The organism is Paenibacillus sp. JT31N11 (assembly GCF_056269285.1).
In genome coordinates, this window is the sequence record NZ_JBWDNQ010000001.1 from 1,808,337 (window position 1) to 1,828,581 (window position 20,245).

Here is a 20,245-nt window from a genome sequence, read left to right on the forward strand (position 1 = left end):
TACGATTTTGGAATCAAGCAGTTGCAAAAAGCGCAGCTGCTTTTTTCTGAAAGGATCGCCAGAGCAAGATTGATGAGAAGGGTGGAAAACCATTTGAACATGAGGATCTTGAGAAGATTGCCGATTGTCCTTATTCTCTCTATATTTGCTACCTTCTTGGCACCTGTTGTTGTACCTGCATCAGCAGCCGAAGAGCCAACTGTTGAGTCGGTTCAAGAGATGACAGACCAGGAGCAAGAGCCTGGCCTGGAGCAGGATCCGGGGCAAGCGCCTGTGCAGGACTCGGAATCCGGGGAAGTTCCGGTGCAGGATGCGGATCCAGGGCAAGTGCCTGATCCGGACGCGGATCCCGGGCAAGAGCCCGATCCTGACGCGGATCCGGGGCAAGAGCCTGATCCGGATACGGACCCCGGGCAGGAGCCTGATCCTGACGCGGATCCGGGGCAAGTGCCTGATCCGGGCACGGACCCCGGGCAAGAGCCCGATCCTGACGCGGATCCGGGGCAAGAGCCTGATCCGGATACGGACCCCGGGCAGGAGCCTGATCCTGATACAGATCCCGGGCAGGAGCCCGATCCGGATACGGAGCCCGGGCAGGAGCCTGATCCGGGCACGAATCCGGGGCAAGAGCCTGATCCGGGCACGGACCCCGGGCAAGAGCCCGATCCGGGCACGGACCCCGGGCAAGAGCCCGATCCTGACGCGGATCCGGGGCAAGAGCCCGATCCGGATGCGGACCCCGGGCAGGAGCCTGACCTGGGCACGGACCCCGGGCAAGAGCCCGATCCTGACGCGGATCCGGGGCAAGAGCCCGATCCGGGCACGGATCCGGGGTTGGAACCTGAACTCCATCTAACGACGCCATCAGGTACGACTGTGACGGCACCCGTTTTCGAGGTTAGCGGGTATGTGTCCAATTATACGGAGGAGCTGGATATGAAGCTGACCATTAATGATAGGGAAACGGTGGTTACAGCAGGCGGCAGCTTTCGTTTAAACGTGTTCCTTGCCCCAGGTGCCAATACATTGGCAATCAAGCTAATGGTAGCGGAAGCGGAGCTTGCCCTGATCTCGCTGGCTGTTACCTACGATAATTCGCAGCAGAGCGGCGATTATATCGAGGTGGAGGCGGCGCCGGCCGATATCACCATCTCCATCGAAGGTCCGCGCAAGAAGCTCGATTATATCGATACCGATGTAACAGGAATCAGCAATGTCATATCGTTATTCACTCGGGATTATGGCGAAGCCATTACTGTGCCTCAATACAATGTTGCGGTTCAGGTGGATGCGGGCAGCAGGGTGCTGCAGGTGGTCAACCCATCCGTCAACGGCGGCGCGCCTGTGTGGACAGGTCCGACTGAATTGCTCATCCCGGAAGACGGCTATGTGCTGATGGCGCAGGATAACAGTTATACCAGTAATGATATCAAGCGTTATTTGGCCACTAACTTCAAGGTGGGAGATATCATCAAACTGCGCAAGAACGGCGAGGTGGTGCCTGTCAGAGATGTGATGAACGGCAATGGCTTGATCGCCCGCCTGACACTGACTAACAACCCGATGTATACGGTAGTCGACAATCAAACGATAATATCGGGAGAAATACTTAACATTGACGATCCAGAGGCTACTGTATTATCGGTTAATGAAACACAAGTCCCCTTCGAGATGGACGGAAGCTTCTCTTATACTCATATTCTGACTCCAGGCACGAACTATATTGATGTGAAAGTAGAAAAGAACGGGATCGAGCAGGATTTACGCCACCTGGTTGTCTTCAGCAGACCGGATTTCACATCGGAGAAAGAGGTTATCCTGTGGGTGGATCAGGCTTCGAACGCGAGAAAGCTGCAATCCAGTGAGCAGGTTTATGAATTTCTGAAAAAAGCGAAGGATAATGGCACCACCTCCGTTGTCTTTGATGTTAAGGGCGTTGAGGGTTATGCCTCATATAAGAAAAATGACTTGACAGGACGCCCATACGTCAGTGAAATCACAGCTCCGGAGAAAGCCGGCTCCAATCCGGATCTGGATTTGCTGCAGGAGTTCATCACCTATGGACACGAGCTGGGATTAAAAATCCATGCTGCCGTGAATGTATTCGCCGAAGGATCTATTGCCCATAACGAATTCGCCGTTCTGGATGAGCATCTGGGTTGGGAGGAACGGGTTCACTACGCCGAGAACAATGGAGAGATCAAGCGGCTCCGCGAGAGTGCCAAGCAGGGGTTGGTGGCTTTTGTCAATCCTGCCAACGATGAGGTAAGGGAATACGAGCTCAAAACCTTTGAAGAAATTATAAAAAATTATCAGGTGGACGGCGTCGTCCATGACCGCAGCCGGTATGATAATGAAGGAGCTGACTTCAGCGAAGAGACCCGGGCGAAATTCGAGAGCTTCCTGCAGAGCAGAGGCAAGCAGCTTGCGAATTGGCCAACAGATGTCTATGGATTTGCAGGAAACGTTCGGGTGGACGGACCGTTGATTCAGGATTGGTGGGAGTTTCGCTCCGGCACAATCAAGAGCTTCTTCAAGGAAGTGAAGGACCTGACAGAATCCTATGAAAGCTCAACAGGGAGAACCATTCAGGTCTCCTCCTATGTGGGATCCTGGTACGAAACCTATTATCTGAACGGCGTCAACTGGGGCAGCACCAACTTTAGGTTTGATCCCAGGCTGGGGATTGGCAATGAATCGCTTTATACACCGGAATATTATCAAACGGCCTATATCGAGTACCTGGATTTCCTGATGATCGGCGCCTATCAAACGACAAGTCAGGAAATCGAGAAATACATTACATTGGGCAATATAGCGACTAACGGTGAAATTCCGCTGTATGCAGGAATCGCTTTGACTAATGTGCAAATTCCGGCTATGCAGCGGGAGGTATTCCAGGCGGGACTTAAGAATACGAATGGATTAATGCTATTCGACGCCTCTCAGGTTAACTGGCCGATGGTTTCGGCTGCGCTCAGGGATGAAGAATATGTCAAGGATTATCAATTGGGGATGAGTCTGCCTGACAGCCCTGAATCGTTCCTGGAAGGCAATTATTATGATGTCAACCGGATCGAAGGAAATATCAATGTGCTGACAGAAGCATTCGGATACTCCACGGGAACGAACCAATTCGGTGTTGAGGTCGTGGTTAACGACTCCGGGGAGGTAACCCGGGTGGTTAACCGGAACCAGGCGATCAATTGGAGCTGGGGAGTTCCGGAGATGAATAATAGTGTGATCCCGTCTGGCGGATTCGTCATTACGACACTCGACCCGTCAGGTATTCGAACAAACAGGCAACTCGTGGCTAATGCCTATGATGAAGGGGATCGGGTGCGGGCCGCCGTTCTGAGCGGATTGCAGGATGATGAAGGGCGGGAAACCGGCAGCAGCCAATTGGAAATTGAAGGTCATGTCGATGTGCTGGGTCCGGGTGAAGCGTCAGTTAAACTAAACGGGCAATCCGCATCGGTAGAGGAGAACGGTGCCTTCACAGCCACTATTCCGCTGTCAGTAGGGATCAACGGGATAACGATCGATGTGTACGTGGATGAGCTGAAAACCAATACCAAAACCTTGGAGATCATTCGAACGGACTCGCCACCGGGCGGCGATGGTTCAGTGCCGGAAACACCAGAAACACCGGAAACACCAGAGACTCCAGAAACACCGGAAACGCCAGAGATACCGGAAACGCCAAATACACCAGATACACCAGACACGCCAGTCGTACCCGATAAGGCTGCAGCCTCGGCTGAACGCTTGTCGGCAACATATGAAGCGGCATCAAACGGGCAATTCCTGACGAATGTGGATGTCAATCTGGAGCTTTTGCTGAAGGAAATCGAACAGCTGCAGCAGTTGAACGCCTCCGACCAGATATTGGATTACTCCATTCAAGAGGTGGAGGATGTGCTCTTGATTAATCTTCCGGTAAGCGGATTAGATAAAGCATTGGCGGCTCTGCCAAAAGGCAGAATGGTCATCAGCTCTCCGCTCGGCCGCTTCGAAGTGCCGCTGGCTGGACTGCAGGCAGGTCTGGATGCAGCCAAACCTGCAGAGATGCTCCAAATAAGAATCGGCAAGCTGCCCGATGATCAGGAGGAGAAAATCAACCGCCGGCTCAGGCTGGAGGGGGCATCTAAGCTTGGCTACAGCATTGATATCGGCCTGGTATGGGAGCAAGGCGGCGTAGAGCAGCATGTCACCAGCCTGGATGGCGCCAAAGCCGGATTTACCTTTCATTTATCCGGGCAAGCCGATCCTTATCTTACGTCAGCGTTATCGCATGACCCGGCAGAAGGGAAAAGCCTATTCATTCCTGCTTTGGTCGAGCAGGAAGAGGATGGGAATTCCGATGTGCGGTTGATATTATCCGAGCTGGGTCTGTTCTCTGTGGCTAGCTCAGAGAAGACATTTGATGATATGAGCGGCCACTGGGCAAGCAAGCAGGTAAGTCTGCTGGCTTCCAAACGAATCATCGAGGGGACAGATGATCTTCATTTTACGCCGAATGAGCCGATCACGCGTGCCCAATTCACCACACTATTGGTCCGCGCGTTAGGCTGGAGAGATGGGGAGGAGCAAATGACATTCGGCGATGTAAACCGGGATGCCTGGTACGCAGGAGCAGTAGGGACCGCTGCCGCAAGGGGACTTGTAGAGGGCATCAACGACAAAGAGTTCCGGCCCAATGAGCCGATAACACGCGAACAATTAAGCGTCCTGCTGCTGCGGGCTTTGCAAATGACAGGAGTGGAACAAGAATCAGGAAATCTGCTCGAGACCCTGCAGCGCTACCAGGATCGAGAAGCCATCGCAGCGTGGTCTGAATCGGCGGTTGCTGCTGTTACCGATATGGGAATTATGGAAGGACGCTCTGCTGCGGGCTTCGTGCCCAAGGGTTCAGCAACAAGGGCCGAAGCCGCTGTTGTACTGATGAGAATGCTCCAGCACGCAGGGTATATCAACCGTTAGATAACGATAAGATGAGAAAAAAGATGACTTCTGATGAATGATTCAGAAGTCATCTTTTTTTTTAAAAATAACAGAAAGTATAAAAATTTGGCCGATACTTTTCTGATATTTTTGAGTGAAGAAACTTGCCGCGCCGCTTAAGGACGCCGCTTCTTCTTATTTATGCTTCTTTCTATGGCCTTATACGATCCATAAGTTCTAGGAGAAATAAATTTCTTGGCCCAACTCGCTTGATTCATAAATGCCGCATAAGATCTTCATCATCTCCACACCGTCCTCTACGGGGCTTAAGGTCGGTTTTTTGCCTTGGCAGACCTCAATGAAATAATTCATCTCATCCTGAAAGCCCGCTGCGAAGTCAAAGGACAAGCTATCGATCTGAGGGGTGCTGTTCAAAATCGTATCATGCTTCTCTGTAATGAACGTGAGCTCCGGCTCAAGCTCTACGCCGCCCTGTTCCCCGTAAAGCTTGACCGTCAGCTCATCCTCCTTGGCATGAAGCGTGAAGCTGACATCAACCAGGAGAGATGCCCCGTTATCAAAGCGGATAAGCGCATTGGCCATATCCTCCACCGAATTGTGCTCCGCGTCGTAATCCGCGGCTTTGTAGGATTTCAGATTCTGGACATTCGAGCGGTTGCCCAGCTTCTTGTACGTATTGCCGCTGATTGACCGCACCTTGGGCCGGCCCATGAGGTACCAGCATAAATCGATCACATGAACGCCAACGTCGATCAAAGGACCGCCTCCGGAACGTTCCAGGTCGGAGAACCACCCTCCGGGGTTGCCCAATTTCCGGATACAGGATGCTTTGGCGTAATAGATGGGTCCGATGTCGCCGCCATCCATGAAGGCTTTGACGATACGTGTATTAGACGCGTATCTGCGGACGAATCCGACCTGAAGAATCTTGCCGGAAGCGTGAACCGCTTGCTGAACGGCAAGGGCTTCCCGCACGTTCCTGCAGAGCGGCTTCTCCACCAATACATGCTTGCCTGCCTGCAGGGCGGCGATGCTGATCTCCGCGTGGGAGTTATTCCAGGTGCAGATGTTGACGGCATCAATCTCGGGATTAGCCAGTAGTTCCTTATAGTCGGAATAAACGTTGGGGATATTGTACTTCCCGGCTTTGGCCTGGGCGCGCCCGATCTGCAGGTCGCAGATGGCATGGAGTGCAGCTTCGGCGTGATTATGATAGGAGCGCAAATGCATCTCCGAGATGGTCCCGGCACCTATCACGCCAATTTTTATAGGATTGCTCATCATCAGCACCTCATTCTTATAGTAGTCAGACCGCGTGGATGGATGGCCATTCCAGCTCGATGCCTTCCTGAATCAGCCTGTTTTGAAAGCTCGCAAGCTCTTTCCCGCTGCTGCGTATGTCAGTTGGATTGACATTATGATCCAGGCAGTAACTGGCGCAATATCCTGCCGCTTCTCCGATATTCCACTCCACCGGATGCAGCCGGTAGCAGCCATTGGTAATATGGGTTACGCCAATGTTTTTACCTGCCGCCAAGACATTGCTCACCCGTTTGGGTATCAGGCTGCCAAGCGGAATCTGGAAGGGGAGAGAGGATATATCAATATAGGACTGACCGCCTGTACTCGGATGCAGATCAATGCGGTAGCTGCCGATGCCGATTGAATCGTGGAACTTTTCGGCCTGGCCACCCGGGCGGCATGCAGCGGCCACATGCTGCTCAAGAACGGTGAATTGAGCCTGTATTCGCCGGGATTCACGAATATAGGGATACATCGCCAAGCCATCTGCCGTACCGACCACATCAGGCCGCAGCCGAAGTCCGGGATATCCCGCTTTGCCGTCCGGCCGCGGTGCAGCCGTCTGCAGCCAATAGAGCAGAGAGAGGCTGAGCTGCTTGGCTTGATACAAATGCCGGGCCCGCTCTTCTTCGCTGACATCAATTATCGGCCCCAACCAATAGTCGTTTTGCGGCCAGTTCACCAGCGATATCGAGCCTGGATACGTTCCTGCACGAAAATGCCGGTGATCCGCTATTTGACGGTATAGAAACAGGGGAAATTTATCGGTATCCGCAAATAGCCCGTATTGGATGGGCTCCAGAGTGGAAGGTTTTATTCCGCTCAGACTCAGCAGCCGATCCGGCCAGAAATCGGGCTTGTAATCCCGCCAAAACTCATAAAGCTCAGGCTTGGCAATGGTATAATCTTCGCCATCCCGGTAATCCACCGCAAAACAGCTGGTGAAGCCCTGCATATTCATGGGTTGCGGCGGCCCTTCCACCGCATGGGGCTCACCGGTCTGCGCAACGGATTCCGCTCCGGTCACATACTCTATTCCGGCCAGGGGCAGCAAATCTCCGCATTCCGTCGCATCCGCATAGATGGGAGCGAGCAAAACCAGCTGATCGCCGGTATCCAGGCACTTCACGGTAACCGAACGGATCTGGTCTTCCGTTGTCTCTGCTTCCACAAGCACATGACGATACAGAATCTGCAGCTGACCGCTGTGGATATACGGGGCCAGCATGCCATGCAGGACAGCAACGGCCGCCCGCGGTTCATGGGAAATGCGGCTGACGATGCCGCTGCCAGGATTCAGATGGGAGATCGCTCTAGCCTCGGCTGTGAGGGGGAAGAACTGCCGGTAATATTGACGGATACCGTCACGGAACTGCCGATAACTTCGCGTACAGCCAAATGATTCAATCCACCGGTGCTCGTCGGGAGGCACGGCCTGACTCGTCAATTGACCGCCGATCCACAAGGTTTCTTCCGTCATGATAACGGTTTTCCCCGATTTTGCCGCAGCCAGCGCAGCCGCGGTGCCTCCGGTTCCCCCTCCGATAATGATGATGTCGGCATGGAATTCGCGTTTCATTTTGCCATTCTCCCTTATGATTATTTGATAGAGTTGAAATATGCGAAGCTATCAAGGATTCCTTGCACTTCACTGCCCAAGCCTTCATATTCAAGGACAAAGGCCCCCTGATACCCATGCTCGCGCATGCGGTTCACAATTTTCTCGACCTCAACCTCGCCTTTACCCAGCGCAATTCCTTCGTAGGCTTGGCCGCCAAGAGACGTGTACCGCCCGTTTGTATCCGGGTAGAAATCCTTTATATGAACATGGGCAATTAGAGGCAGAAGCACTTCAAGCGCTTGCGAAGGATGCTCGCCGACCAGAAGGAAATTGCCGGTATCGAAGGTGGAACGAAGAGCGGGGGATCCGATACGATCGATGATGTTCTGAACCTGCTCACCGCTGCCGGCCAGCTTGCCGTGATTTTCGAGACCAAGCACCATCCCTGCAAGCTCTGCCTGCCCGGCGGCCTCAGACAACCCATCCACAATCCAATCCAGCGCCGTCTCATAATTGATGTTTCCGCTGAGATTGCCGGAGAATACTCGAATCATCGAGGTGCCAAGTGCTTGGGCCGTTGGAAAAGCCTCCGTTATTTGTTTTAATGCGGCTGAACGTTCCACAGGTGATTCATTCACGAAGTCGTTGGCTACGGCGTAGCTCACCACCGTAATTCCATTGTCCCGGATATAGTCCAATACCTGCGGGAGCTCCTGCTCTATGTCCTGCCAAAACACATTTAACAGCTCCACGCGCCTGATACCTTCCCCGGAACAGAAGGATAAGAAGTCCATCACGGTCCAGCCTTGTTCTCTCACCGTCCGGTGGACACTCCACATACTCAACGATAATTCCATCCTCGCATTCCTCCACTTCTTATTCAATTCAATGAATCATGTACGGACTTATTCTCATTGTAGAAGCTGGCAGGAGGAAAAAGTAGGGTAGGAGGATGACCTTTTATGGTAAAATGATGCGTTTATTGATGATGCAGCCGCAGCCGCGCACGGACAGAACGTCTCTTCCGGGTCCAAGGCTTGCGGTTATCACAAGCTGTTGCCTGAGTGAACACAAGGCGCGAGAATATCGAATCATAGGAAGGAACGGCACGGCTGTCACCGTCCTCTGGCGGCAAAGTTGATTTCTTCCTCAAAAATATCAGAAAAGGTGAGGCCAAATTTTACACTTCTTTCTAAAATTTCAATGAAAAATGGCCGCCCCGGGGAAGGCGACCGCTGTTTCTTCTTGTCTAATGTCCAAGATCGCTTGGCAAATTATCGTCGCTTACGCTGCTGACTGGCATGTGTTCGACGGGTGTGACTTCTATGTCCGTTACATTGCGTTCACAATGCGGGCAGTAATAGGAAATGTTGATCTCCTCGCCGCAGGAGCGGTGAATAATCCGCTTATAGCAGGTTTCCAAATGATCTTTACCCCACAGGATGATGGCGTTCATGACGTTGTCCAGCGCTTGTCCGCTTGGCGTCAAACCATATTCGTAGCGCGGGGGATGCGCAGAGTAAAGGCGGGAAATAATAAGTCCATCTTCTTCCAGCATGCGGAGCCGCTCCGAAAGAATACTTGTGGAAAGCCCATTAAGGGCATGCTTCATGTCATTGAATGTACGCGTTCCGATCATGATTTCATGGATAATCAGCAGCGTCCAACGGTCGCCGATCATATTCAGCGTTTCGGCAATATTGCACTCTAAATCATAGACTTTTTTCATCCGGTTGATCCCGCCTTCCTTGATATCAGAAAGTATAACATAGCCCGATTAAGTTTCATATAAGAACTTAGTTGTTTTTTAGAACTTTCTTTTGTATAGTATACACGTAGCAAATCTGGAGGTGTTCGTTATAATAGATCAACAAACAGACGCGTTAATCATCGGGTTTGGGAAGGGCGGCAAGACGCTGGCGCCTTTTCTGGCAAAGCAAGGCTGGAGCGTAACGGTGGTCGAGCAATCCGCGGCTATGTATGGGGGAACCTGCATTAATATCGGCTGTATTCCGACCAAATCGCTGGTTCATTCTGCGGAAAATGCCGCCGCTCGCGGTTACGCCGATTTCGCCGGGCAACAGAGCGCTTTTGAGGAAGCATGGCGGACCAAAGAAGAAATGGTTGCGTTCCTGCGCAGCAAAAATCAGGAAAATATCGAGAATCACCCTCGTATCCAATTGATTACCGGACATGCATCATTCCTTTCGCCACACGAGGTATTGGTTGAAATCCAAGGAATGGAACCCGTCACGATCACGGCGAAGCATATTTTCGTCAATACCGGCGCGCAACCGTTCATGCCGGCAATCGAAGGAGCGGACGCCAGCAAGCGCGTTTATAACAGCACAACCTTGCTTGGCCTTAATAAGTTCCCGCGGAGGTTGGCCATTATCGGCAGCGGATATATTGGCCTGGAGTTCGCCTCTATGTACGCCAATTTCGGTGCCGAGGTCACGGTTTTCGAGAGAGGAGCGGAGTTCTTGAAGCGGGCAGACCCTGATGTTCGCGAAGAGATCAAACATGTCCTGGAAGCAAAAGGCATTCGTTTCCGCCTCTCGACCCGCGTAAAGAACATAAAGGACAACGACGGTGCGACGGTCATTACGCTGATCAACGGCGAGGGACAGATCGAACAAGCAGAGGTCGACGCCGTGCTAATTGCTACCGGCCGAAAACCGAATACGGATACGCTTGCGCTTGATCGCGCCGGCGTGGCTGTTACGGACAAAGGGTTTATCGCAGTCGACGATACGCTTCGTACCAATGTGCCTCATATTTGGGCGATTGGGGACGTCAATGGCGGACCGCAGTTCACTTACATTTCGCTCGATGATTACCGCATCATCAGGAATCAATTATTCGGCGACGGATCCCGCTCGCGGCAGGATCGCAAGAACATCCCGCAATCCGTCTTTATTACACCGGTATTCGCGCAGGTAGGATTATCGGAAGAAGAAGCGCGGAAAGCAGGCTACCAGATCAAGGTGGCCAAACTTGCGGCAGGGGCTTCGACTCGGGCCAGAATATTGAAAAACACGGACGGCATGGTCAAAGCCGTTGTCAATGCGGCCAACGGCCAAATTTTGGGATGCACGCTGTTCTGTGTGGAAGCGGGAGAATTGATCAACCTGGTTGCCTTGGCGATGGACAGCAATCAACCTTATACGTATTTGAGGGACCGGATCTACACGCATCCTGGCATGGCCGAGATCTTCAACGACTTGTTCGCACTGATCGATCAAGCATAAAACCAATAGGTGCATGAAACGAAAGTCGGATGGTACGAAAGACAACATTCATGGCGATGCCTGGCAACAGAGGAAGACAATAATAGGACTGCAAAAACGAGCCGCGGATACCGCGGCTTTTTTGATTTAATGAAATGAGATAACAACATGCATTCATCTTAAATCCGGAACGGCTGGGAAAGCCAAGAAGCAATTCGGCATGCCGTTAAAAACGCAATGCAGAAGTGAGCAGGGGGGATTGTACGGGCCAACTGGAAGTGGCGTTGTGCTGCCGCTGCGTTCGGGATTTTGGAATAACCCGCAACTTTTCTCCATATCCATCGTCTGAAGGGTTTATATGCAGGAATAATCTGGAACAAACTAGCAGGCTCCGGATTCACAGCAGACGATTATGGGCAGTAAACGGATAGAGAATATGGATCGGCATAAGGAGAACAGACGCGACGATGCTGAAAACGATGGCTAAGATATCAGGAGCGGCGCTCCTCCTCTTCGGGATGAACGGTCTGATCAACTATACACTGTTGAAGCCGCTCGACGGCGGGGCGAAGGTGTTCAACGAGTTTCGCCACCATCTGGACGATGCCATATTCGTCCTGTTGTTTGTTTTCGTAGCGTTCATCTTCTGGGCGATGTTCGCCGTTCTCAATCAGGAGCGCGGCTATCTTTATCTTGGGCTCATCTCGTTCTTGACGTCGCTTCAGCTGTTTGCGGAATGGGATGATAAAGTGTTGTTGTTCGGGCCTTTCCCGGAAATTCCATACAACTCGCTGGCCATCAAAAGCGGAGTTGCGTTCTTGTCCTTCGCTTTTGTCTCTTATCTGCTGGGAACCTCAAATAGACCCGTCGTCCGCCTGCTGCTCTGGGCGGGAGGACTTCTTTGGGCCGTCATTGCGGCAGCCTCGCTGCTGCCTGTCGGCGATTCTATGCACATTGTCCTGAACCGGCTGTTCCTGGGTTTTGTTTTCCTGAACATGGCCCTTTGCATTTCACAATTTTTGACCCTTCTGCGAAGCAAGGCGAATCAGGCGGAGCTAAGGTTAATTGCATCCGGATTCGTCTTGTTTGCGCTGGTCCTGCTGCCTGATCCGGGAAAAGATTTGCTGGAGGATATTGCCGGGCGCAATCTCGGATACCGCCTGGTGTATTGGGAGCAATGCCTGGAGGATACATTCCCTTGGGCTCTGCTGGCGCTGTTGACCGTGTTTGGGATACTGTTTTTCCGCCGGTTCATCCAGACGCTTAAGGATAATAGAGCCATCGCCGGCGAGCTCCGAGCGAAAAACACCTCCCTGGAGCAGGAAGTTGATACCCGGCAGCGGCTGGATCAACTGTTGTCTGTACTGCTTCGGACTTACCGGATCGCCGATTTGGAGCAAAGCGTCATCCGGGAAGGGCAGCGATATTTCCAGCCGCATGCGTTTATGCTGGTGAAGTACGATGAAGCGAAAGATTTTGTCCAATTCGAGGGAAAGGCTGCTCCTTCCTCCTGGGAAGAGGATATTGGCGGGATGCTGAGGTCAACAGGGAACCGGATGTCCGCTGGCGAAGCGATTGTCACTCCTGCGATGGTTTTGGGATCGGCGGGCGGAACTGACGGGATAAGGCTTTATTTGGCCGTTTGCTCGTCAGATGGCGGTCCGATCCTGGTAGATGAACGGGATAGGTTCGCTTTATTGCTCATGTCCAAATACGTATCGATCTTTTATGAATATTTTCAATTGCTTGAGAGCCGGCTAAGGGAAATGGAGCAGCGGCAAGCGGATCGGTCGCCATGGTTATCCAAGCTGTTTATGCAAATAGCGGAGAAGGAGCGGAAGCGTCTGGCCTCCGACCTTCATGACGAAGTGCTGCAGGAATTGCTTCATATCCGCCGTACCTTTGATCGAATGCCCGCCGGACAATGGCTGAACGAGGACAATGAGCAGATACGTCTGGGTCTCGATAATGCCGAGTTCATGATCCGTGAAACATGCCGGGAACTAATGCCGTCGTTTTTGTCCGATCATGGCGTGCTGCACGCGGTTTCCAGGCTGGTGGAGAAAACCCGGCTGCGGGTTGATTTTCATCTGGAATTCCATGCATTGCCGTTAACCGCTTCTCTCAGCGACGAGCAAACCACGGCGGTCTACAGAGTCGTGCAGGAACTGATTAACAATGCGGTCAAGCATTCGGAAGCGTCCAGAGTCATAATGGAGATCGGGCAGGAGGAAAGCGATGTATATATACGGTATGAGGATGACGGCAAAGGCATGGAGACCGGCATCGATTTTTCTTCCATGAACCGGTTTGGATTAAGGGGCATTGCGGAGCGGATCCATATGGTAGGAGGGGAAGTGTCGGTGCAGTCTGAGCCCGGTCAAGGGGTCAAGGTCCATTGTTCTGTGCCGGTCTGATGCGGTGAACCGTTATTGGCAGCGGCAAACAGGCTACAAGTCCATGTTCAGCCATTTCAGCTTGATGCCCTTCATGACGGCCTCCTGCCGGGAGGTCACACCCAATTTTCCGAACAGATGCGAGATCAGATATTCGACATTTCGCTGGCTCATGAAAAGCCGGTCCGCAATGTCTTTATTTTTATGTCCCTGTGCAATCAGCTTCAAGACGGCCAATTCTTTGTCCGATAATGTCCGGTTCGCTCCCCCGGAATCCACGCCTGGGTCGGAGAGGCGTCTTTCTTTGGTTCTCAGCTGCCTGGCGAGATGGACAGGCAGAACCGTTAATTGCTGGATAGCTAATTGAAGACTGGCGATAAATTCCCTCTCGCCAAGAGATTTCTCCAGAATGCCGGTTACCCCAATCTCGATCAGCCTGTCGTAATGCTCCGAGATGTCTTCACCGGTCAATATGACGATTATCGCTTCCGGATGGCGCTGCAGAGCTGCTTCGGTTAATTCGAAACCGTTCATCTCCGGCAGCTTCAGGTCAAATACGAACAGATCAAAAACAGATTGTTCCATGAGATCCACCGCAAATGCACCGCTTGATGCGGTCGTCACGCGAAAGCCGTTTTTTTCGAGAATGATGGCAGTTCCAGCCAAGAAGGTCCGGTGGTCGTCAACCAACAAAATATGGGTCACAATCGATCCCCCCAAACTACTTTCCTAGTGAATGAATGATTTTATTATACTATACCGGCAGCTCCGCGGCACCGCAATCGTCCGCAATGAGACCGAAAGCAATGCCTCCCGGTACCGAAGCTCGATTTGCGCGGTTTCTCCTCTTTCTTTCGGTGAGCTTACTATGACTCCCGTGTTATTGTTGGTGCATGAGAACGAAAGGGGATGCAAAAATGGAGAAGAGGTTGATTTATCTGGACCGCTTGAAAGTTTTTTTGACGGTGCTGGTCGTACTCCACCATACGGCAATTACTTATGGCGGTTCGGGAGGCTGGTTTTATTACGAGCATCAGGACAATGTTGTGGTGAATACACTGCTTACGATATTTACGGCTGTCAACCAATCGTTTTTTATGGGGCTGTTCTTTTTTATTTCCGGTTTTGTGACCCCCGCTTCCTATGACCGCCAAGGGGGAGGCAGATTCCTTAAGGCACGCCTGTTCCGGTTCGGAATTCCGCTGATGTTCTATATGCTGGTTATTGCTCCGCTCCTCGGATATGTTGCGAACGGGCATAAAGGTTCATTGGGCATATATATGAAAGAGGAGATCACCCCTCATCCGCTTCGAGGTTTGATTGAATTTGAAGTAGGGCCGCTGTGGTATTTGGTTGCGCTGCTGCTGTTCTTCGTCATCTATTCCGGTTTTCGTAAGATAACCGCAGGCAAGCCTCTCCGTAAACCTCCCTCACTGACACCGCGGCTTATAGCAGGTTATCTTGTAATCGTCATGGCTGCAAATTTTATCGTGCGCTTGGCATACCCCGTTGGAACCGAGGTAATGCATTTGCAATTGGCATATTTTCCGGCCTATATCGGCTTGTTCATGGCGGGCATTGCGGCCAGTCGCGGGAATTGGCTGCAGCAGCTAACCGAAGACGCCGCCCGGAAGTGGAGGGGGATCGTCATTTTGCTGATCGTCTTGTTTCCTGCAGGGATGGCGTTCGGAGGGGCATTGGAGGGCGACATATCCCAATTCATGGGGGGAATGAGCTGGCAAGCGGCCTTTTATGCAATAATCGATCCGCTGCTTGGTTTGGGGATCTCCTATGTGCTGCTGGTATGGTTCCGCAAACGATGGAACAGCGAGGCAGCTATGTCTACCGGATGGCTTTCCTCCAACGCTTTTCTCGTTTATATCATTCATGCGCTGTTTGTGACCTATGTGTCCTTTGCACTTCGTTCCTTGGATTGGCATCCGATCGTAAAATTTGTATTGGTCGGCTGTGCCGCCGTCATTCTCTCCTACACGGCAGCATCGCTCATCCGCAGGATCCCCGGCATCAAAAGGGTGGTTTGAGATCACAGTTGTTTGATTTTTTAGTCATAATAGCAATCGATAAGAAACGGCTTCATACGCCATACGATATAATTGAATCAGAATGGCCTCCTAAACGTTCCCAGCAGCAAGCTTTCGGATCAAAGGAGGAATGAACATGCCATGACTCAAATAAGCAGCGAATGCGGCAGTCCTTATAGTGCCGGTTCGGGCAGCGCCATTACTGGCGCCATCGCCAACTTGACCTGCGGCAAAATCGTAGACTGTCTCGTCGAAAACATTTCAAAATGACAAGGAGACCTTAAAATGAAGCATCTTTTAGTCTTTGCCCATCCAAAAACTGAAAGCTTTAACCACGCGATATTGGAAACCGCAGCCGCTGCATTAATAAAAAACGGCCATGAGGTTATTGTGCGTGATCTGTATGCACTCCATTTCCAGCCTGTGCTAAAATCAGAAGATTCAATTGCGATGAGAGCCGGGCAAACACCGCAGGATATTAAAACGGAACAAGAATTTATCACGCAAGCGGAAGTTATTACATTTATTTATCCTATTTGGTGGACGGGACTTCCCGCGATCCTTAAAGGTTATATTGACCGCGTGTTCTCTTACGGCTTTGCCTATAGTGTTGGTGAACAAGGTATCGTTAAGATGCTGACAGGCAAGAAGGGATTTATTATCAACACACATGCTACTCCCCTGGAAATTTACGATACGATTGGGATGACCGCCGGATTGAAAATTACGTCTGATATTGGCATCTTGGACTTCGTTGGTATTGAACCTGTGGGACATTTATTTTTTGGCAGCATAGGAAACCTCGATGGGGATGGATATAAAGGGTTGTTACAGGAAGTTGAAGATACGATTCATTCATTATTTCCAAAATAATTCAGTGCATGGAACACTTTAGTTTCTGCTCGCCTACCCACACTCATTTCTTCTTTGTATATACGGCTGATCATAGTCTATCAGCAAGCCTGCATCCCCATCATGTTCCCTTACTCTGCTCCCTTACAATATTTTTATCGCGTTTTTACAATACCGTGTTCCTTGATTTTGTTAAATTGGGCATAGGAAACCTATTTACTCCCGGGTTAGCCAAAATATATACAGAAAGGTAGTGGAACAATGAAATTATCCCAAGTCAGACTGCTGGTAAACGATTTTCACGAAAATGTAGCCTTTTACAAAGATGTCATGGAGATTCCAATGGGTTTTTCCGCAGAGGAGATGCAGTTCGCATCGTTTAATACCGGCGAAACCAAAATCGAAATCTTTTCCCGTCAAAATATCGTTGACGTGCTCGATGAAAACCATCTTCCAACCGGCACAGAATCACAGTCGAAATTTTTACTCGCATTTGCCGTGGATGATGTGGACGAGGTGTGCGCCCGTTTGAAAGAAAAAGGGGTGGAGCTCCTTAATGAACCTCATGACCGGCAGGCATGGAATGCAAGGGTTGCCCATTTACGCGATCCGGAAGGCAATGTGATCGAACTCTATAAACACCCGCTTTAACAGTCTTAGTCCGGCTTTGGTTCATTTAACCATCTCGTGTAGATTTCCGGGGATGTTCCTACGATAGATTTGAAATCATGAATGAAATGAGCCTGATCGTAGTAGCCGAGCTCCAAAGCAAGCCTTGACCAGTCGGGAATCTTGCCATCGTCCATTTTCTCGACCGCTTCGTGAAGCCGGTAGCGTTGAATGATCCATTTGGGGCTGACCCCCACATACTGACGGAATAAGAGCTGAAACTGCCTTTTGCTAACAGGAAACCGGCGCACAATATCATCTACTTTGATGATGCTTCTATCGGAGATGATCGTTTGAACGATGGTATTAATGAGATCGACATTGGTGTCCCGTTCAGGGAGCCGTTCCCGAATAAATGATTCTGCAAGAGGAATCATCTGCTCTGCGGTCTCCTGGGAAAAAAGCCGCTGCTCCAGCGCCTGGCTGCTCATTCCATAGATTTCCTGGAAAGGCACCATGCGGTCCGTCAGGGTTGAAACGGAATTGTTCAGAAAGGGATAATAAGCTCCAGGCAGGAATTTGACGCCGAAGACCGCTCCTTGCTCTTGGAGAAGCACTGAAAATCTCCCTTTAAAAACGCCCACAATTCGCGAATTGTCTCTTTCAAACACAAGATGAACGGAAGGATGAGGCAGGGTTTCTTGAAGATGCGGTTCCTGCCCCCGAAGATCCCAGCGGACAATCCAGTAATGCTCAATGAAAGGAATGAGATCGGTGGAGGGGGAGTACCGGGAAGCTGAAAATTTGGGATTTTCCTTATTTACGTGTAATAGTCCAACGGGTTTTCCGGGTTTCAATTCCATCAGAGATCTCTCCAGTATCGAGCAGTTTGGGTGCAGCATTACAAATACTATAGCATAGCTGCAGCCAGGTACCTTGATTGAATTGAGTCCTCTGCTGTCGTACAACAAGGCTGCCAGCGAAACCCGGCAGCCTTGTTGTACGAATTGGAAGGAATAAGAATCCAAATACAGTATGGTGGGTTACGCTTCCCCATTATCTGCCTTTTAACTTATTCCAAAAGGGAATGCGGCCTTGAATATCGTCAATAACGGAAGAAAAGCCCGGGGCAAGCGACAGGAAAAAACCGGTGCAATGATGTGCCTTCTGGTATTCGGAATCTTCCATCAGAACAAGATGCGCCTTCTTGATATTGTAATGGGGTATGGCAGGGAAAAGATGATGAACTAAATGATATGAATTGCGGTGAGGATGAAGAAGCGCCCGTTCAAACCAATTTCCAAAGGAGTTCCTTGTCGCAAACATTTCCTTATCGTTTTCCAGGCCAGCGTGTTCGGCCATCTCAGCCCAATATTTCAGAATTTGCAGCGTCGTCATAAAAGGAATGACCCAAAAAAGTATAAGCTCCAGCCAAAACCCGAAAAAGATGGAGCAGAATATGATCAATGCCCAATATACAGCCCGCACAATGTTGTCGAAACGCGTTTCCTCTTTGGAATACATCGTTACTTTGATCATGCCGCTTAAATAGCGGGGAACATGAACCAAGGTCAAGGGTCTCAGACAATGACGGAGAAAAAATTCCATCCTGCTCTTCGGAGGATTATCCAATCCAACCAATTTATACCGGATTTTATCGGGGTCAATATCGCTCCACAAGTATTTGTGATGGGTCATATGACCCTTAATGTAGGCTCGATAGGAAATCATGATGGGATAAGCTGCAAATAAGCATGCGATCCATTTGTTTAATTTGTGGTTTTTAAACAGCATATTGTGACTGGATTCATGCATCATAATATCCAGACCACGCATACGGCTTCCTATGATTGTGATGCTGATGAGATACATCCAAATCGTCGGTTTTAAATAAAATAGGGCGATAACCGCCGAGATGATCAGCCAGTCCAGTCCTATGGCGAAGTAATTGTACCAATTATTCTGCTGCTGCAGCTCGCGTATATGGCTGCGTATTTCAGGCGAAAAACGATACTTTTCCAATTCATGATGCTCTGTTCCTTCCAAACGGCTTGCTGCGTCGTTCATTATTGTTGCCCTCCTTAATAACTTGAGTCTTGCAAAAACGTTACGAAAAGTCTTGTAAGTGTTTGTAAAACAGAGAGGTTATAGGAGAAAAAACAAGCAGTAATAATTGGCATGAATAAGTAAAATATGTTGCACTTTCAATTATTACTAGTATATTATAAATTGTATTACATCAGTTATTGGAATTGAAATAGGTCAATTATCATGATTAATCCCTATATTTCAACATATTTGAGAAAATATAGGGAACATTGACCCTGATATTTAACGTTTTGGAGGAAATAAAGGGAATAATGTGCATATTTGAAAATTGAATGGGCGGATGATAAAATGATTTTCAAAAATCAATATGCGCCCGCAGTGTATTGAGAAGCAAACCCGAAATTCTATCAGTTGGAAACGAATTCATATGGAAAATCGCATATAAAAGATTCAGAATATTTGAAATTTAATAGTTCCACAGAGAAATATTGCCGGAAGGATTCACTCATGAATAACATGCTTCTATTTTGTTTCCCCTATGCGGGCGGGTCTGAATCTATCTACTATCCGTGGCGCAAGTATTTGCTTCCCGGTATTGAGCTGCTGCCAATCCCCTACGCCGGCAGAGGAACAAGATTTCGGGACACTTGCTATAAAGACATGGATGATGCCTTATGCGATCTGTTTGAATATGTAAAAAAAAATATCAGCGGAACGAAGTATTCCTTTTTTGGACATAGCATGGGCGGACTAATCGCTTATGAGCTCTGCAGGAAGCTGGTGGGTGAAGGGATTCATCCTCCCAGGCATGTATTTGTTTCCGGCGTCAGAGCGCCAAACAAAATACGAAGCCATAATCTTCACCAGCTGCCCGAGGAAGAATTCAAGAAAAAATTGGATGAATTAAACGGCACGCCCAAAGAGGTTCTTCATAATCGACAGCTAATGGAGATTTTTCTGCCGATATTAAGATCCGACTTCAGGCTGATTGAAGAATATGCGTTTATGCCGGACAAGTCCAGGCTAAACGCCAATATAACCGCATTATACGGGAAGGGGGACGATATCGTTTATGAGGATATGATGCACTGGAAGGATTTTACGAAGGAGCAGTTTGGCCTTTACGGCTATCCCGGAGGACATTTTTTCATTAACGATAACGATTTCGATATTCTGCATCTGATTAACGAAACATTAGCGGAGCATTGAGTGCAAGCCAACCATCAATACAACTATTGT

General features: G+C 50.0%; 15 protein-coding genes. 8 read left to right on the plus strand and 7 right to left on the minus strand.

Annotated features, from left to right (window positions below; translation table 11 throughout):
* Positions 1–99: 99 nt before the first annotated feature.
* Positions 100–4,983, plus strand: coding sequence for an S-layer homology domain-containing protein (locus AC0YNV_RS07775; RefSeq protein WP_475767350.1), 4,884 nt, complete (start codon positions 100–102; stop codon positions 4,981–4,983).
* A 198-nt stretch (positions 4,984–5,181) separates the two neighbouring features.
* Here AC0YNV_RS07775 and AC0YNV_RS07780 read toward each other — a convergent pair whose 3' ends face one another.
* From AC0YNV_RS07780 to AC0YNV_RS07795, 4 genes are all read right to left on the minus strand, one after another.
* The gene (locus tag AC0YNV_RS07780; protein WP_475767178.1) at positions 5,182–6,249 is read right to left on the minus strand and encodes a Gfo/Idh/MocA family protein; all 1,068 of its coding nucleotides are present in this window, start codon (positions 6,247–6,249) and stop codon (positions 5,182–5,184) included.
* Between the two features lie 22 nt (positions 6,250–6,271).
* Positions 6,272–7,846 carry an FAD-dependent oxidoreductase gene (locus AC0YNV_RS07785; RefSeq protein WP_475767180.1) on the minus strand — a complete coding sequence of 525 codons (1,575 nt, stop codon included), beginning with the start codon at positions 7,844–7,846 and terminating at the stop codon, positions 6,272–6,274.
* A 20-nt stretch (positions 7,847–7,866) separates the two neighbouring features.
* Positions 7,867–8,685 (minus strand): sugar phosphate isomerase/epimerase family protein, encoded by an 819-nt coding sequence (locus tag AC0YNV_RS07790; protein ID WP_475767182.1) that lies wholly within the window; start codon positions 8,683–8,685, stop codon positions 7,867–7,869.
* 392 nt (positions 8,686–9,077) lie between these two features.
* Positions 9,078–9,557, minus strand: coding sequence for a winged helix-turn-helix transcriptional regulator (locus AC0YNV_RS07795; protein ID WP_475767184.1), 480 nt, complete (start codon positions 9,555–9,557; stop codon positions 9,078–9,080).
* Positions 9,558–9,678: 121 nt separating this feature from the next.
* Here AC0YNV_RS07795 and AC0YNV_RS07800 point away from each other — a divergent pair, with 121 nt between their 5' ends.
* Both AC0YNV_RS07800 and AC0YNV_RS07805 read left to right on the plus strand, forming a co-directional pair.
* On the plus strand, positions 9,679–11,079 hold the full coding sequence (locus tag AC0YNV_RS07800) for an FAD-dependent oxidoreductase (RefSeq protein WP_475767186.1): 1,401 nt from the start codon (positions 9,679–9,681) through the stop codon (positions 11,077–11,079).
* A gap of 446 nt (positions 11,080–11,525) precedes the next feature.
* Complete coding sequence (locus tag AC0YNV_RS07805) at positions 11,526–13,475, plus strand: sensor histidine kinase (protein WP_475767188.1); 1,950 nt, start codon at positions 11,526–11,528, stop codon at positions 13,473–13,475.
* Between the two features lie 33 nt (positions 13,476–13,508).
* On the opposite strand, the gene AC0YNV_RS07810 is transcribed toward AC0YNV_RS07805, so the two are convergent.
* Positions 13,509–14,159: a response regulator transcription factor gene (locus tag AC0YNV_RS07810; protein ID WP_475767189.1), complete on the minus strand. Its 651-nt coding sequence runs from the start codon at positions 14,157–14,159 to the stop codon at positions 13,509–13,511.
* Between the two features lie 212 nt (positions 14,160–14,371).
* Between AC0YNV_RS07810 and AC0YNV_RS07815 the strand changes: the two genes are divergently transcribed.
* From AC0YNV_RS07815 to AC0YNV_RS07830, 4 genes are all read left to right on the plus strand, one after another.
* Positions 14,372–15,496 carry an acyltransferase family protein gene (locus AC0YNV_RS07815; protein WP_475767191.1) on the plus strand — a complete coding sequence of 375 codons (1,125 nt, stop codon included), beginning with the start codon at positions 14,372–14,374 and terminating at the stop codon, positions 15,494–15,496.
* Between the two features lie 141 nt (positions 15,497–15,637).
* Positions 15,638–15,766, plus strand: coding sequence for a hypothetical protein (locus AC0YNV_RS07820; protein ID WP_475767193.1), 129 nt, complete (start codon positions 15,638–15,640; stop codon positions 15,764–15,766).
* Positions 15,767–15,781: 15 nt separating this feature from the next.
* The gene (locus tag AC0YNV_RS07825; protein WP_475767195.1) at positions 15,782–16,369 is read left to right on the plus strand and encodes an NAD(P)H-dependent oxidoreductase; all 588 of its coding nucleotides are present in this window, start codon (positions 15,782–15,784) and stop codon (positions 16,367–16,369) included.
* A 240-nt stretch (positions 16,370–16,609) separates the two neighbouring features.
* The gene (locus AC0YNV_RS07830; RefSeq protein ID WP_475767197.1) at positions 16,610–16,999 is read left to right on the plus strand and encodes a VOC family protein; all 390 of its coding nucleotides are present in this window, start codon (positions 16,610–16,612) and stop codon (positions 16,997–16,999) included.
* Positions 17,000–17,004: 5 nt separating this feature from the next.
* Here the strand turns inward: AC0YNV_RS07830 and AC0YNV_RS07835 are convergent, their stop codons facing one another.
* Positions 17,005–17,859 carry a DUF6597 domain-containing transcriptional factor gene (locus AC0YNV_RS07835; protein ID WP_475767352.1) on the minus strand — a complete coding sequence of 285 codons (855 nt, stop codon included), beginning with the start codon at positions 17,857–17,859 and terminating at the stop codon, positions 17,005–17,007.
* A 154-nt stretch (positions 17,860–18,013) separates the two neighbouring features.
* On the minus strand, positions 18,014–19,024 hold the full coding sequence (locus tag AC0YNV_RS07840; RefSeq protein ID WP_475767199.1) for a fatty acid desaturase family protein: 1,011 nt from the start codon (positions 19,022–19,024) through the stop codon (positions 18,014–18,016).
* 489 nt (positions 19,025–19,513) lie between these two features.
* Between AC0YNV_RS07840 and AC0YNV_RS07845 the strand changes: the two genes are divergently transcribed.
* On the plus strand, positions 19,514–20,215 hold the full coding sequence (locus AC0YNV_RS07845) for a thioesterase II family protein (RefSeq protein ID WP_475767200.1): 702 nt from the start codon (positions 19,514–19,516) through the stop codon (positions 20,213–20,215).
* The last annotated feature ends 30 nt before the right edge of the window (positions 20,216–20,245 follow it).